The 13,988-nt window shown below is 69.7% G+C and carries 13 protein-coding genes; 5 read left to right on the top strand and 8 right to left on the bottom strand.

The genetic code is table 11. The annotated features are described in order from the left end of the window. From OG595_RS33255 to OG595_RS33240, 4 genes are read right to left on the bottom strand one after another with little or no spacing between them, the layout of a single operon-like run. Positions 1-324 carry a non-heme iron oxygenase ferredoxin subunit gene (locus OG595_RS33255; protein ID WP_329278491.1) on the bottom strand — a complete coding sequence of 108 codons (324 nt, stop codon included), beginning with the start codon at positions 322-324 and terminating at the stop codon, positions 1-3. Further along, positions 324-1,505 carry a Fe-S cluster assembly protein SufD gene (gene sufD, locus OG595_RS33250; RefSeq protein ID WP_329278489.1) on the bottom strand — a complete coding sequence of 394 codons (1,182 nt, stop codon included), beginning with the start codon at positions 1,503-1,505 and terminating at the stop codon, positions 324-326. Before sufD ends, OG595_RS33255 begins: the two co-directional genes overlap by 1 nt. A gap of 59 nt (positions 1,506-1,564) precedes the next feature. Beyond that, the gene (gene sufB / locus OG595_RS33245) at positions 1,565-2,989 is read right to left on the bottom strand and encodes a Fe-S cluster assembly protein SufB (protein WP_329278487.1); all 1,425 of its coding nucleotides are present in this window, start codon (positions 2,987-2,989) and stop codon (positions 1,565-1,567) included. Continuing rightward, positions 2,986-3,771: a helix-turn-helix transcriptional regulator gene (locus OG595_RS33240; protein WP_329278485.1), complete on the bottom strand. Its 786-nt coding sequence runs from the start codon at positions 3,769-3,771 to the stop codon at positions 2,986-2,988. The genes sufB and OG595_RS33240 overlap by 4 nt, the downstream gene beginning before the upstream one ends. Positions 3,772-3,998: 227 nt before the next feature. Here OG595_RS33240 and OG595_RS33235 point away from each other — a divergent pair, with 227 nt between their 5' ends. The 3 genes from OG595_RS33235 to OG595_RS33225 all read left to right on the top strand — a co-directional run bounded on the left by OG595_RS33235 (position 3,999) and on the right by OG595_RS33225 (position 6,792). Next, the gene (locus tag OG595_RS33235) at positions 3,999-4,922 is read left to right on the top strand and encodes an ABC transporter ATP-binding protein (RefSeq protein ID WP_329278483.1); all 924 of its coding nucleotides are present in this window, start codon (positions 3,999-4,001) and stop codon (positions 4,920-4,922) included. Next, the gene (locus tag OG595_RS33230; protein WP_329278481.1) at positions 4,919-5,701 is read left to right on the top strand and encodes an ABC transporter permease; all 783 of its coding nucleotides are present in this window, start codon (positions 4,919-4,921) and stop codon (positions 5,699-5,701) included. Before OG595_RS33235 ends, OG595_RS33230 begins: the two co-directional genes overlap by 4 nt. 74 nt (positions 5,702-5,775) lie before the next feature. Beyond that, positions 5,776-6,792, top strand: a complete 1,017-nt coding sequence (locus OG595_RS33225; protein ID WP_329278479.1) for a COX15/CtaA family protein — start codon at positions 5,776-5,778, stop codon at positions 6,790-6,792. 73 nt (positions 6,793-6,865) lie between these two features. Here OG595_RS33225 and OG595_RS33220 read toward each other — a convergent pair whose 3' ends face one another. The 4 genes from OG595_RS33220 to OG595_RS33205 form a co-directional block, all read right to left on the bottom strand. Next, complete coding sequence (locus tag OG595_RS33220; protein WP_329278477.1) at positions 6,866-7,633, bottom strand: nucleotidyltransferase domain-containing protein; 768 nt, start codon at positions 7,631-7,633, stop codon at positions 6,866-6,868. A 17-nt stretch (positions 7,634-7,650) separates the two neighbouring features. Further along, positions 7,651-8,757 (bottom strand): amidohydrolase family protein, encoded by a 1,107-nt coding sequence (locus OG595_RS33215; RefSeq protein WP_329278475.1) that lies wholly within the window; start codon positions 8,755-8,757, stop codon positions 7,651-7,653. A gap of 211 nt (positions 8,758-8,968) precedes the next feature. Continuing rightward, the gene (locus tag OG595_RS33210) at positions 8,969-9,283 is read right to left on the bottom strand and encodes a hypothetical protein (RefSeq protein WP_329278474.1); all 315 of its coding nucleotides are present in this window, start codon (positions 9,281-9,283) and stop codon (positions 8,969-8,971) included. A 147-nt stretch (positions 9,284-9,430) separates the two neighbouring features. Next, a complete protein-coding gene (locus tag OG595_RS33205; protein ID WP_443073376.1) occupies positions 9,431-10,384 on the bottom strand; it encodes a heme o synthase in 954 nt (317 codons plus the stop codon). 359 nt (positions 10,385-10,743) lie between these two features. Here OG595_RS33205 and tkt point away from each other — a divergent pair, with 359 nt between their 5' ends. Together tkt and tal are read left to right on the top strand one after the other, a co-directional pair. Beyond that, positions 10,744-12,831 (top strand): transketolase, encoded by a 2,088-nt coding sequence (tkt, locus tag OG595_RS33200; protein ID WP_329278470.1) that lies wholly within the window; start codon positions 10,744-10,746, stop codon positions 12,829-12,831. 35 nt (positions 12,832-12,866) lie between these two features. Next, complete coding sequence (gene tal / locus OG595_RS33195; RefSeq protein WP_329278468.1) at positions 12,867-13,985, top strand: transaldolase; 1,119 nt, start codon at positions 12,867-12,869, stop codon at positions 13,983-13,985. The last annotated feature ends 3 nt before the right edge of the window (positions 13,986-13,988 follow it).

Raw genomic sequence — 13,988 nt, 5'->3', positions numbered from 1 at the left:
TCAGGACTCCTGGGTGAGGGAGACGAGCACGTCGTCCCCTTCGATCTTTACGGGGTATACGGGGACGGGGCGCGTCGCGGGAAGGCCGGACGGCTTGCCGGTGCGGAGGTCGAAGCTGGAGCCGTGCAGCCAGCACTCGATCTGACAGTCCTCCACCTCGCCCTCGGAGAGCGAGACGTTCGCGTGCGAGCAGATGTCGTGGATCGCGAACACCTCGCCCTCGGTACGGACGACCGAGACCGGCGTGCCGTCGAGTTCCACCCGCTTCGGGGTGTCCTCCTCCAGCTCGCTCAGCCCACAGGCCCGCACAAAGGTGGTGGACATCAGACCGACGCCTCCAGCTCCTCGTCGATCTTCGTGAGAAGGCGCTGCTCGATGTCGTCGACGCCGATCTGCTGGACCAGCTCGGCGAAGAAGCCCCGGACGACCAGCCGACGGGCCTCGTCGGCCGGGATGCCGCGGGCCATCAGGTAGAACAGCTGCTCGTCGTCGAACCGCCCGGTGGCACTCGCGTGCCCGGCGCCGACGATCTCACCGGTCTCGATCTCGAGGTTCGGTACGGAGTCCACGCGGGCGCCGTCCGTGAGAACCAGGTTGCGGTTCAGCTCGTAGGTGTCGGTGCCCTCGGCCTTGGCCTCGATGAGCACGTCGCCGATCCACACGGCGTGGGCGCCCTCGCCCTGGAGCGCGCCCTTGTAGGCGACGTTCGACTTGCAGTGCGGGGTGTTGTGGTCGACCAGGAGACGGTGCTCCTGGTGCTGGCCGGCGTCCGTGAAGTACAGGCCGAACAGCTCGGCCTCGCCGCCGGGGCCGGCGTAGGAGACGCGCGGGTGGAGGCGTACGAGGTCGCCGCCGAAGGTGACCACGAAGGACTTGAAGGTGGCGTCGCGGCCGATCAGCGCGCTGTGCTGGGCGACGTGCACGGCCTTGTCGTCCCAGTCCTGGATGGAGACGACGGTGAGCTTGGCGCCGTCGCCGAGGACGTACTCGACGTTGGCGGCGATCACGGCGTCACCGGTGTGGTCGATGATCACGACGGCTTCGGCGAAGGCGCCCAGCTCGATGAGCTGGTGGCCGTAGCGCACCCCGCCCTCGCCGTGCACGGCGACGCGGATCGGCTCGGCGAGGACCATCTCCTTGGGGACGGTGATCACACCGGCCGCCTCGAAGGAGCTGTACGCCTGGGCGGCGACGCGGTCCACGGGGGTGCCGGCCCGCCCGAGGCGCGCGTCGTCACGGCCGACGGCCTCGACGGTGACGCCCTCGGGTGCCTGGACGTCCACCTTCACGCCGGTGCCGGTGGCGACGGCGGTGCCGTCGTGCAGCCCGCGCAGGCGCTCCAGCGGGGTGAACCGCCACTCCTCCTCGCGGCCGTGGGGGACGGGGAAGTCCGCCACATCGAAGGAGGGGGGCGCGCTCATGCGCGTGGCAACGGTCGACTCGGCCGCGACCGCGATCGAGCCGGCGGTGGTGGACCCCACCGGAATGTTCTGAACCTCAGCCATGGCTGTCGGTCTGCTCGCTTTCCTGCGTAAGTGGCTTGATGGGGAGGACGGTCGGCCCGTCAGCCGACGGAGCCTTCCATCTGGAGCTCGATCAGCCGGTTGAGTTCCAGCGCGTACTCCATGGGCAGTTCCTTGGCGATCGGCTCGACGAAGCCGCGCACGATCATCGCCATCGCCTCGAACTCGGACATACCGCGGCTCATCAGGTAGAAGAGCTGGTCGTCGGAGACCTTGGAGACGGTCGCCTCGTGGCCCATGGACACGTCGTCCTCGCGCACGTCGACGTACGGGTACGTGTCGGAGCGGGAGATGGTGTCCACCAGCAGCGCGTCGCACAGCACGTTGGACTTGGAGCCGTGGGCGCCCTCGCCGATCTCGACGAGACCGCGGTAGGACGTACGGCCGCCACCGCGCGCAACGGACTTCGACACGATGTTCGACGAGGTGTTCGGCGCCATGTGGACCATCTTGGAGCCGGCGTCCTGGTGCTGGCCCTCGCCCGCGAAGGCGATGGAGAGGGTCTCGCCCTTGGCGTGCTCGCCCATCAGGTAGACGGCCGGGTACTTCATCGTCACCTTGGAGCCGATGTTGCCGTCGATCCACTCCATGGTCGCGCCCTCGTACGCCACGGCGCGCTTGGTGACCAGGTTGTAGACGTTGTTCGACCAGTTCTGGATGGTCGTGTAGCGGCAGCGGGCGTTCTTCTTGACGATGATCTCGACGACCGCGCTGTGCAGGGAGTCCGACTTGTAGATCGGCGCCGTACAGCCCTCGACGTAGTGCACGTAGGCACCCTCGTCGACGATGATCAGGGTCCGCTCGAACTGGCCCATGTTCTCCGTGTTGATACGGAAGTAGGCCTGGAGCGGGATCTCGACCTGCACGCCCTTGGGCACGTAGATGAAGGAGCCGCCGGACCACACCGCGGAGTTCAGCGACGCGAACTTGTTGTCGCCGACCGGGATGACGGTCCCGAAGTACTCCTTGAAGAGCTCCGGGTGCTGCTTCAGCGCGGTGTCGGTGTCGAGGAAGATGACGCCCTGCTCCTCCAGGTCCTCACGGATCTGGTGGTAGACGACCTCGGACTCGTACTGGGCCGCGACACCGGCGACGAGGCGCTGCTTCTCCGCCTCGGGGATGCCGAGCCTGTCGTACGTGTTCTTGATGTCCTCGGGCAGGTCCTCCCAGGACTCCGCCTGCTTCTCCGTGGAGCGCACGAAGTACTTGATGTTGTCGAAGTCGATCCCCGACAGGTCCGAGCCCCAGTTCGGCATGGGCTTCTTGTCGAAGAGGCGCAGGCCCTTGAGACGCAGCTTGGTCATCCACTCCGGCTCGGACTTCTTCGCCGAGATGTCGCGGACGACGTCCTCGTTGATGCCGCGCTTGGCGGAGGCACCGGCCACGTCGGAGTCGGCCCAGCCGTATTCGTACGTGCCCAGACCCTCGAGCTCGGGGTGGGCAGTCTCCTCGATGGGGAGCGTCATGCTGGGTTCCTCCCGGCGGTACGTGCAGATGCTTTATGGGTGGTGGTGGACAACTGTGGAGCAGGTGGAACAGGTGGGGCCGAGGCCTGCGAGGCCTTGGGGATGAATGTCGTGCACACACCGTCGCCGTGGGCGATGGTCGCGAGCCGCTGGACATGCGTGCCGAGCAGCTGGGAGAAGATCTCGGTCTCCGCCTCACAGAGCTGCGGGAACTTTTCCGCGACGTGGACCACCGGGCAGTGGTGCTGGCAGAGCTGCTCTCCGACCGGTGCGCTGCGCGCCGTAGCAGCGTACCCGTCCGCGCTCAGGGCCTTGGCCAGGGCTTCGGCGCGCTTTTCGGGGCCGACGGCCTCGACGGCCCCGCGGTAGCCCGCGGCCTGCTCGGCGAACCGGTCACGCGCGAAGGCGAGCACCGCGTCGTCGCCGCCCTCACGGGCGGCGATCCAGCTCAGCGCGTCCATGGCGAGCTTGTCGTACGACTGGTCGAAGGCGTCACGTCCGCAGTCGGTGAGCGCGAACGCCTTGGCGGGCCGGCCACGGGTACGCGCCCCGTAGACCCGCTGCTCGCGCGGTTGCACGACATCGTCGGCGACCAGCGCGTCCAGGTGACGCCGTACGGCCGCATGGGTCAGGCCCAGGCGCCCGGCGAGCTCGGCGACGGTCGACGGACCGTGGTCCAGGATGGACCGCGCGACCCGGTTGCGCGTCGAGCGCTCACCGGTCGCGAGTTCCTCCTGGGGGGCGCCCGTGGGGGCCTCCCGATCCTCGCCGACGTATTTCACAACACCATTGTTGCGTAATTCGCCAGAGCAGGGCAAGCCGCCCCCGGGCCACTCGACGGTGCCCTGCATCACTTAGGCTCACCTAACCTGACCTGCGGAAACGATCTTTGATCGATCAGAGACCGCCCCGGACCAGCACGGGAGCACACCCGGAGCCGGGCCCCGCGGGCGCCTGATCCGGCCCCCGCGCACCTGGGCCGGCCCTTCCGTACCTAGACTCTGGAACCATGCGAAGCGAGCCCGTGGTCCAGGTCCAGGCCCTGGTGAAGCGGTACGGCACGAAGACCGCGGTGGACGGCCTCGACCTGGTGGCCCTGGCGGGCATCACCGCCGTACTCGGCCCGAACGGCGCGGGCAAGACGACCACCGTCGAGACCTGCGAGGGATACCGCAGACCGGACTCCGGGACGGTGCGTGTCCTGGGCCTCGACCCCGTACGGGAAGCCGCCGCCCTGCGTCCCCGGGTCGGCGTGATGCTCCAGTCCGGGGGCGTCTACCCGAGTGCCCGCTCCGACGAGATGCTCCGCCACATGGCCAAGCTGCACGCGCACCCGCTCGACGTGGACACGCTCATCGAACGCCTCGGCCTCGGCAGCTGCGGCCGGACGGCCTACCGGCGCCTCTCCGGGGGCCAGCAGCAGCGCCTGGCGCTCGCGATGGCCGTCGTCGGCCGCCCGGAGCTGGTCTTCCTCGACGAACCGACCGCCGGCCTCGATCCCCAGGCGCGCCGCGCCACCTGGGAGCTGGTCCGCGACCTGCGCGCCGACGGCGTCTCCGTCATCCTCACCACCCATCACATGGACGAGGCCGAGCAGCTCGCCGACGACGTCGCGATCATCGACGCCGGCAAGGTCATCGCCCAGGGCAGCCCGGAACAGCTGTGCCGCGGCGGCGCCGAGAACACGCTGCGCTTCATGGGCCGGCCGGGTCTGGACGTGCACTCCCTGCTGAAGGCCCTCCCGGCGGACTGCACGGCCGCCGAGCTGACCCCGGGCGCCTACCGCGTCGGCGGCAAGGTCAACCCGCAGCTCCTCGCGACGGTGACGTCCTGGTGCGCCCAGCACGGGGTGATGCCGGACCGGATCTCGGTGGAACGGCACACCCTGGAAGACGTTTTTCTCGAGCTGACCGGCAAGGAGCTGCGTTCATGACCACCACCGGCGGCGGTACAGGTACGTACACCCCGCAGCCCGGCGCCGCCCCGCTCCCCCGCATGATCGGGGCGCAGGCCGCCCTGGAGACGAGGATGCTGCTGCGCAACGGCGAACAGCTGCTGCTGACGGTGGTCATCCCGACTCTCCTCCTGCTGCTGTTCGGCTCGGTGGACATCGTCGACACGGGCGCCGGCAAGGCGGTCGACTTCCTCGCCCCGGGCATCCTCGCGCTCGCGGTCATGTCCACGGCCTTCACCGGCCAGGCCATCGCGACGGGCTTCGAACGCCGCTACGGCGTCCTGAAGCGGCTCGCCTCCTCCCCCCTCCCCCGCTGGGCCCTGATGACGGCGAAAACAGCGTCGGTACTGGTCACGGAGATCCTCCAGGTCGCCCTGCTGACGGTGATCGCCTTCGCGCTCGGCTGGTCCCCGCACGGCAACCCCTTCGCCGTACTCCTCCTGCTCCTCCTCGGCACCGCCGCCTTCTCGGGCCTGGGCCTGCTGATGGCGGGCACCCTGAAGGCGGAGGCCACCCTGGCCGCCGCGAACCTCGTCTTCCTGCTGCTCCTGGTGGGCGGCGGGGTGATCGTCCCCCTGGACAAGTTCCCGTCCGGCGCCCAGGACGTGCTGGCCCTGCTCCCGATCTCGGCCCTGTCGGACGGCCTGCGGGACGTACTGCGGGACGGCTCCGGGATGCCGTGGGGCGACCTGGGGATCCTCGCGGTGTGGGCGGTCGTGGGGCTGGCGGCGGCGGGGCGGTTCTTCCGCTGGGAGTGAGCCAAGAGCGGGCGGGGAGTGACCAAGGAGCCCGGGGGACCCCTCGTGAAAGCGTGCACAAGCAGCCGCCTACGATGGGACGCGTGCCAAAGATGACCCCCGCCGAGGCCCTGTCCGCCCTGCGGAACCCGCTCGCCTTCATCGCCGCCCGCTGGACGCCGACCCCCCGTACCGTGCGGCGTGCGGCGCTCGCCGCGCTCGTCATGTCGGTGGTCATCGTGGTCACCGGGGGTGCTGTACGGCTCACCGGGTCGGGCCTCGGCTGCCCGACCTGGCCCAAGTGCACCGACGACTCGCTGACGACGACCAGCGCGATGGGCGTGCACGGCGTCATCGAGTTCACCAACCGCATGCTGACGTACGTGCTGTGCGCGGCGGTCGGCTGGGCGATCATCGCCGCCCGTTCGGAGAAGCCGTACCGCCGCAGCCTGACCCGGCTGGGCTGGGCGCAGTTCTGGGTCGTCATGAGCAACGCGGTGCTCGGCGGCATCGTCGTGCTGGTCGGCCTCAACCCGTACACGGTCGCGGCCCACTTCCTGCTGTCCTCCGCCCTGATCGCGGTCGCCGCGGTGATGTGGCAGCGCACGCAGGAGGGCGACGGGACGCCTCAGCCGCTGGTCGGCAGGGCCGTACAGCAGCTGGTGTGGTTCCTGGTGGCCGCCACGGTCCTGCTGATCGCCGTCGGCACGGTGGTGACCGGGTCGGGCCCGCACGCGGGCGACTCCAGCGAGATCGAGCGCATGCCGCTCGACTGGGAGAACGTCAGCAAGCTGCACGCGGTGCTCGCCTGGATCGTGGTGACCCTGACGTTCGCCCTGTGGTTCGTCCTGAAGGCCGTCGACGCCCCCAAGGGCCCGCTGGACCGCACCCGGGACCTGTTCCTGGTCCTGCTCGCCCAGGGCGTCATCGGGTACGTCCAGTACTTCACCAACCTCCCCGAGGTCCTGGTCGGCCTGCACATGCTCGGCTCCGCGCTGGTGTGGATCGCGGTCCTGCGCGTCCTGTTCGCCCTGCGCGAGCGCCCCGGGACGGCCTCCCTGGCCGACGTGCCCGGCCCCGCGACCGAGGCGACGGCCGGCACGCGCGCGTAAGCCCGAAAACGTGACGCACGCGTGCGTGCCCGTCACAGGTCACCGGTTCTGCGACGTCACGTGTTCTGCGAGGTCACGTGTACGAGGTCACCAGGCGGTCGATCGCGGCGCCCAGGTAGCCCCGCGTCAGCTCCGCACGCCGCTCACGCCACCCCTCCTCGACCGGCCGGGCCTCCTGCCCGTACCGCCGCCGCGCGATGTCCTCGACGACCTCCACGGGCGCCCCAAGCCCCGGCAGCAGGTCCAGCGCCTCCCGCTTCGAGATCAGGGTGCCCTCCCTCAGGGTCATGGTCGCCCGGGCGAAGGTGACCAGCCCCAGGTCGACCCAGACGTCCCGCGTCCAGAGCCGGGCCTTGTCCACGGCCGGTCGGTAGTTGTCGCGCAGGTCGCGCACGACGTAGTCGGTCAACTGCCGGTCCGGCACCACCGGAAGCAGCTCCCCGGGAGCCTTCCCGTACAGCACCCGTCCGAAGGCGTGCAGCTCGCGCCGGGTCACCGGGGACACGGTCCGCCGGAACAGCTGGCTGTGCGCCCAGGTGAGGTGTCGCCGCTCGGGATTGCCCGTCGTCATGCCGGTCAGGTAGGTGCAGTGCAGCAGCGGGGCGAGCGGGTGGGTGCGCAGCCGGGCGTGCAGTTCGGCCACCTTCCAGGCGGTGCCCGGCCCGATCGGCCCCTCCAGGACGGCGATCAGGTCGAGGTCGCTGCGGCCCTCCTGGTAGTCGCCGCCGGCAAGCGATCCGTGTGCCCAGACGGCGACCGGGGAGAGCGCTCGCAGCTCCCCCAGGAAGCGGTCCAGCAAGGCGTCGGTCAGGGCATCCGTCCGAGTCCCGTGTGTGGTCATGAGCCCAGTCTTACAACTCACCCCAGTCCGTACACGCGCCGCGCGTTGCCCGCCGCGATCAGTCCCGCCACCCGCTGCGCGTCCCCCAGCGACCACGCCCCCTCGGCGACCCAGCCGCCGAGCACCTGGCCGAGCGCCTCGCGGAAGAGTCGGGCGCCCACCACATGGAGTTCGGGCAGGCCGTGGGCGCCACTGGAGAAGATGATCTTGCCGAAGGGGGCGAGTTCGAGGATCTCGGCGAGGACGGCGGCGGCCCGGGCGCCCGTACGGACCAGGGCGGCGCCCAGGTCGGCGTACACATGCGGGAAGACACCGGCGAGATGGGCCGCGTGGCGGTGGTACGGGTACCCGTGCAGCAGCACCAGGTCGGTGCCGAGCCCGGCCGTGGCGCGGACGAAGTCCGTGAGCAGGACCGGGTCGGTGCGGTCGATGCGTAAGCCCGGTTCGCCCAGTCCGGCGTGCAGCTGGAGCGGCAGGCCCGAGGCGACCGCGATCCACAGCAGGTGGCGCAGCAGCACCGGGTCGCTGAGCGCCCCGCCGACCCGGCGCCCGGCCAGCCAGCGGCCCGCCGCGCCCCGGACCTCCCCCGGCCCGGGCGGATCGGGCGCCAGCGCCAGTCCGTGCCGTACGCCCGCCACGGAGGTGAAGGCCACGGCGCTCGTCGCCGCGCCGTGCACCGACTCGGCGAGGTTGGCGAGGAAGGACTCGACGGTGCCGGAGGTGTCGGCCACCTGTTCGGCGAGGAGTTCGAGCCGGACGATCTCGTGGGCGTCGGCGGCCCCGGCGGAGGCCATCTCAGCGGGCCCGGTGAGGTCGCCGGGCAGCCCGGCATCGACCAGATATGTCGTGATTCCGCTCCCCCGCAGCAACCGCCGACCCGATTCCAGTACGCCGAGTTCACGGCGCCGGGCGAGATAGCGGGCGGGGGAGGCATGCGGTTCCAGGCCGAGCAGCGGGGGGCACCAGCGGCGTACGGCGAACCCGGTCTGGGTGTCGAAGAGGGTGGTACCGGCGGCGGGCGGCCCCTCGGTACGCGCGAGCTGGGCCTCGAAGGTACCGAGACCCAGCTCCGTCCTCAGTACGCCGTGGCAGTACTGGTCCACGAGGGAAGGCGTTTCGATCATCCGGGCTCCCCGTGTCTGGACCGTGTGTTCCCAAGGTCCTAACGGGTGAACCGACAATCAGGTGTTGCTGCCGCACACCCCGTGGGAAGCGCGCCGCGGGCAAAGCCGGAAGAGGTACGGGTTTCGGACAGGGCGCGGGCCGTCTGTGGCCTGTCGCGCCCGCACGGCGGAGCCGCATGGTGTTACGGCCCCGTGCCCCCGGGCCGGTCACTCAGCCGTTGGACGGCCCGCCCAACTGGATCCCCGCCATGCGCGTCCACTCGTACGGCCCGGTGGTCACCTTGGCCGCGAACTCGCCGTCGAAGTCCTCGTGGACGGTGATGCCGGCCTTCTCGACGGCCTGCCGGGCGATCGCGTACGTGGGGGCCACGAGGTCGCCCCAGCCGCCGTCCTCGCCGACGAGCACGATCCGGGCCCCGCGCTCCCCGATGTACGCCACCTGCCCCTCGGCACCGCCGTGCTGCTTGGCGAAGCCGTCGATCTGCTTGGCGAGCTTGGCCGCCCTGCGTCCTCGTGTATCTGCCATACCGAGGATGCTACCGACGAGTAGATCGACTGGCGACGGCAGGGGGAAGTGGCCTTGCCCACGCGACACGGGTGACGAGGGCGCCCTGAAGGGGCGCGGGGAACCGCGCGACCAGCCACGACGGCGCCGCGGCCGACTACCGAAACGTCACCGGAGGAAGGGATCCACCGCGACAGCCACGAACAGCAGCGACACATAGGTGATCGACCAGTGGAACAGCCGCATCTCCTTGAGCTTGCCGCCCGTCGCCTCGGTCCGCGCACGCCCCTGCAAGGCATGCGCCTCCCACAGCCACCAGCCACCGGCCGCCAGCGCGACCACCGTGTAGAACCAGCCGGTGTAGCCGAGCGGGGTGAGCAGCAGGGACACGAAGACCATCGCCCAGCTGTACGCCACGATCTGCCGGGCGACCGTCTTGTTGGAGGCGATGACCGGGAGCATCGGCACGCCCACGCGCGCGTAGTCGTCCTTCACCTTCATGGACAGCGGCCAGTAGTGCGGCGGGGTCCAGAAGAAGATGACCAGGAAGAGGATGACCGGCGCCCAGGAGAGCGAGTCCGTGACGGCCGACCAGCCGATGAGGACCGGCATGCAGCCCGCGATGCCGCCCCACACGATGTTCTGCGACGTACGCCGCTTGAGGATCATCGTGTAGACGACCACGTAGAAGAGGAGCGCGCCCAGCGACAGCCAGGCCGACAGCCAGTTGACCGTGAGACCGAAGAGAAGCGTCGAGACGACCGCGAGGGTGACGCCGAAGACCAGGCACTCGCGCGGGCTGACCATCCCGGTGACCAGCGGGCGCTGCGAGGTGCGGTCCATGAGCGCGTCGATGTCACGGTCGATGTACATGTTGAGCGCGTTCGCGCCACCGGCGGAGAGATAGCCGCCGAGGCAGGTGAGGAGGACCAGTCCCAGGTCCGGTACACCCTGCTCCGCCAGGAACATCACCGGAACCGTGGTGATGAGTAGCAGTTCGATGATCCGCGGCTTCGTGAGAGCCACGAACGCCATGACCCGGGCCCCGAACGGCCGGCGGCTCGGGTTCTGGCTCGTCCCGGTCATCCCCGCTGGACGGGATTCAACGGCCGTCACGCACACCCCTGACAGAGACATTCCAACAAGCCCCCGGCTGTGAAGTCCCGGTAAAGGCTCGCGCTTACCACGCCACTCTAGACGTTGCCCAGACCCCGTTCTTCGCGGGGGTGGGGTCGTGTTGAGGGGCGCTTTGTGACGGGCGCGACGTGGCTCGATTGAGCACTCGGGCGGCCCGCTTCGTATTGCAGTCCGGCAGTGGTCGGGAGGCGGACGCGAAGCAGTCCCGGCAGTCTGGAATGACTCGAAATACTGCACGTTCTTACGAGGGTAGGCTCGACAAAGGCCGAGGGTGTCAGCCCCCGGCAGCCGGTGGACACCGAGGACGCCGGCATTAGACATGTGGAGAGGAGCCCTGACCCAGGGTGAGCACCAAGCCGACCACCACAGACCTCGAGTGGACCGAGTTGGACCAGCGGGCCGTCGACACCGCCCGCGTCCTGGCCGCCGATGCCGTACAGAAGGTCGGCAACGGCCATCCCGGTACGGCGATGAGCCTGGCCCCCGCCGCGTACACCCTCTTCCAGAAGGTGATGCGGCACGACCCGGCGGACGCCGACTGGGTCGGGCGCGACCGTTTCGTACTGTCCGCCGGTCACTCGTCCCTGACCCTCTACACCCAGCTGTACCTGGCCGGTTTCGGCCTGGAGCTGGACGACCTGAAGGCGTTCCGGACGTGGGGTTCCAAGACCCCCGGTCACCCCGAGTACGGGCACACGACGGGCGTCGAGACGACGACCGGTCCGCTCGGCCAGGGTGTCGCCAACGCCGTGGGCATGGCCATGGCCGCCCGCTACGAGCGTGGTCTGTTCGACCCGGAGGCACCCGAAGGGGAGTCCCCGTTCGACCACTTCATCTTCGCGATCGCCGGTGACGGCTGCCTCCAGGAGGGCATCTCCGCGGAGGCGTCCTCGCTGGCCGGCCACCAGAAGCTCGGCAACCTGGTCCTGCTGTGGGACGACAACCACATCTCGATCGAGGGTGACACCGAGACGGCCGTCTCCGAGGACGTCGCCAAGCGCTACGAGGCGTACGGCTGGCATGTGCAGCGGATCGCCCCGAAGCCGGACGGCGACCTCGACCCGCACGCCATCTACAACGCCGTGCAGGCCGCGAAGAAGGTGACGGACAAGCCGTCGTTCATCGCGATGCGCTCGATCATCGCCTGGCCCGCCCCGAACGCCCAGAACACCGAGGCCGCGCACGGCTCGGCGCTCGGCGACGACGAGGTGGCGGCCACCAAGCGCGTCCTCGGCTTCGACCCCGAGCAGTCGTTCGAGGTCTCCGACGCGGTTCTCAACCACACCCGCGAGGCGCTGGAGCGCGGCCGTCAGGCCAAGGCGGAGTGGGAGAAGTCGTTCCAGGAGTGGCGCAACAACAACGCCGAGCGCGCCGCCGAGTTCGACCGTATCGCCGCTGGTGAACTGCCCAAGGGCTGGGAGGAGAAGCTCCCGGTCTTCGAGGCGGGCAAGGGTGTCGCCACGCGTGCCGCGTCCGGCAAGGTCCTCCAGGCGCTGGGTGCGGTCATCCCGGAGCTGTGGGGCGGCTCGGCGGACCTGGCCGGCTCGAACAACACGACGATCGACAAGACGTCCTCCTTCCTCCCGGCGGACAACCCGCTGCCGGAGGCGGACCCGTACGGCCGCACGATCCACTTCGGCATCCGCGAGCACTCGATGGCCGCCGAGATGAACGGCATCGCGCTGCACGGCAACACCCGTATCTACGGCGGTACCTTCCTCGTCTTCTCCGACTACATGCGCAACGCGGTACGGCTGTCCGCGCTGATGCACGTGCCGGTGACGTACGTCTGGACGCACGACTCCATCGGCCTCGGCGAGGACGGCCCGACGCACCAGCCGGTCGAACACCTGGCCACGCTGCGCGCGATCCCGGGCCTGAACGTCGTCCGCCCGGCCGACGCCAACGAGACCGCCATCGCCTGGCGCGAGATCCTCAAGCGCTGGACGAAGGTCTTCGGCAAGGGCGCCCCGCACGGGCTGGCACTCACCCGCCAGGGTGTGCCGACGTACGAGGCCAACGAGGACGCGGCCAAGGGCGGCTACGTGCTCTTCGAGGCCGAGGGCGGCACACCCGAGGTCATCCTCATCGCGACCGGTTCCGAGGTCCACGTGGCCGTCGGCGCGCGCGAGCGGCTCCAGGCGGAGGGTGTGCCGACGCGGGTCGTGTCGATGCCGTCCGTGGAGTGGTTCGAGGAGCAGGACCAGGGGTACCGGGAGAGCGTTCTGCCCCCGTCCGTCAAGGCGCGCGTCGCGGTCGAGGCCGGTATCGGTCTCACCTGGCACAAGTACGTCGGGGATGCCGGTCGCATCGTTTCCCTGGAGCACTTCGGCGCGTCGGCCGACGGCAAGGTCCTCTTCGAGGAGTTCGGCTTCACTGCCGAGAACGTCGCCGCCGTAGCCAAGGAATCGATCGCCGCAGCCCAGCGCTGACGCTGACATACCGACACGTAGGAGATGCATTTTCCATGACAGACGCACTCAAGCGCCTCTCCGAGGAAGGCGTCGCGATCTGGCTGGACGACCTGTCGCGCCAGCGGATCACGTCCGGCAACCTCGCCGAACTGATCGACCAGCAGCACGTCGTGGGCGTCACGACCAACCCGTCGATCTTCCAGAAGGCGATCAGCGGAGGTGAGGGCTACGACCAGCAGCTCACCGAGCTCGCCGCCCGCAAGGTCACCGTCGAAGAGGCCATCCGCATGATCACGACGGCGGACGTCCGTGACGCCGCCGACATCCTGCGTCCGGTCTTCGACTCGACGCAGGGCCAGGACGGCCGGGTGTCGATCGAGGTCGACCCCCGTCTCGCCCACAACACCCTCGCGACCGTCGCCGAGGCCAAGCAGCTGGCCTGGCTGGTGGACCGGCCGAACACCCTGATCAAGATCCCGGCCACCAGGGCGGGTCTCCCGGCGATCACCGAGGTCATCGGCCTCGGGATCAGCGTCAACGTCACGCTGATCTTCTCGCTGGCGCGCTACCGCGAGGTCATGGACGCCTACCTGGCGGGCCTGGAGAAGGCCAAGGACCGCGGCCTGGACCTGTCGAAGATCCACTCCGTGGCGTCCTTCTTCGTGTCCCGCGTGGACACCGAGATCGACAAGCGGATCGACGCGCTGGGCACCGACGAGGCCAAGGCCGCCCGCGGCAAGGCCGGTCTGGCCAACGCGCGGCTCGCCTACCAGGCGTACGAGGAGGTCTTCGGCTCGGAGCGCTGGGTGGCCCTCGACAAGGCGCAGGCCAACAAGCAGCGTCCGCTGTGGGCCTCGACCGGCGTCAAGGACCCGGCGTACAAGGACACCCTGTACGTCGACGAACTGGCCGCGCCGAACACGGTGAACACCATGCCGGAGGCGACCCTGTTCGCCACCGAGGACCACGGGCAGATCACCGGCAACACGATCGCCGGCACGTACGAGCAGTCCCGCGCCGAGCTCGACGCGGTCGAGAAGCTCGGCATCTCGTACGACGAAGTGGTCCAGCTCCTGGAGGACGAGGGCGTCGAGAAGTTCGAGGCGTCCTGGACCGACCTGCTCAAGTCGACCGAGGCGGAACTGACGCGCCTCGCCCCCTCGGAGGGCTGAAAC

The sequence above is a fragment of the Streptomyces sp. NBC_01451 genome, assembly GCF_036227485.1.
Lineage (GTDB): Bacteria > Actinomycetota > Actinomycetes > Streptomycetales > Streptomycetaceae > Streptomyces.
This window is presented reverse-complemented; position numbering and strand designations above follow the sequence as displayed.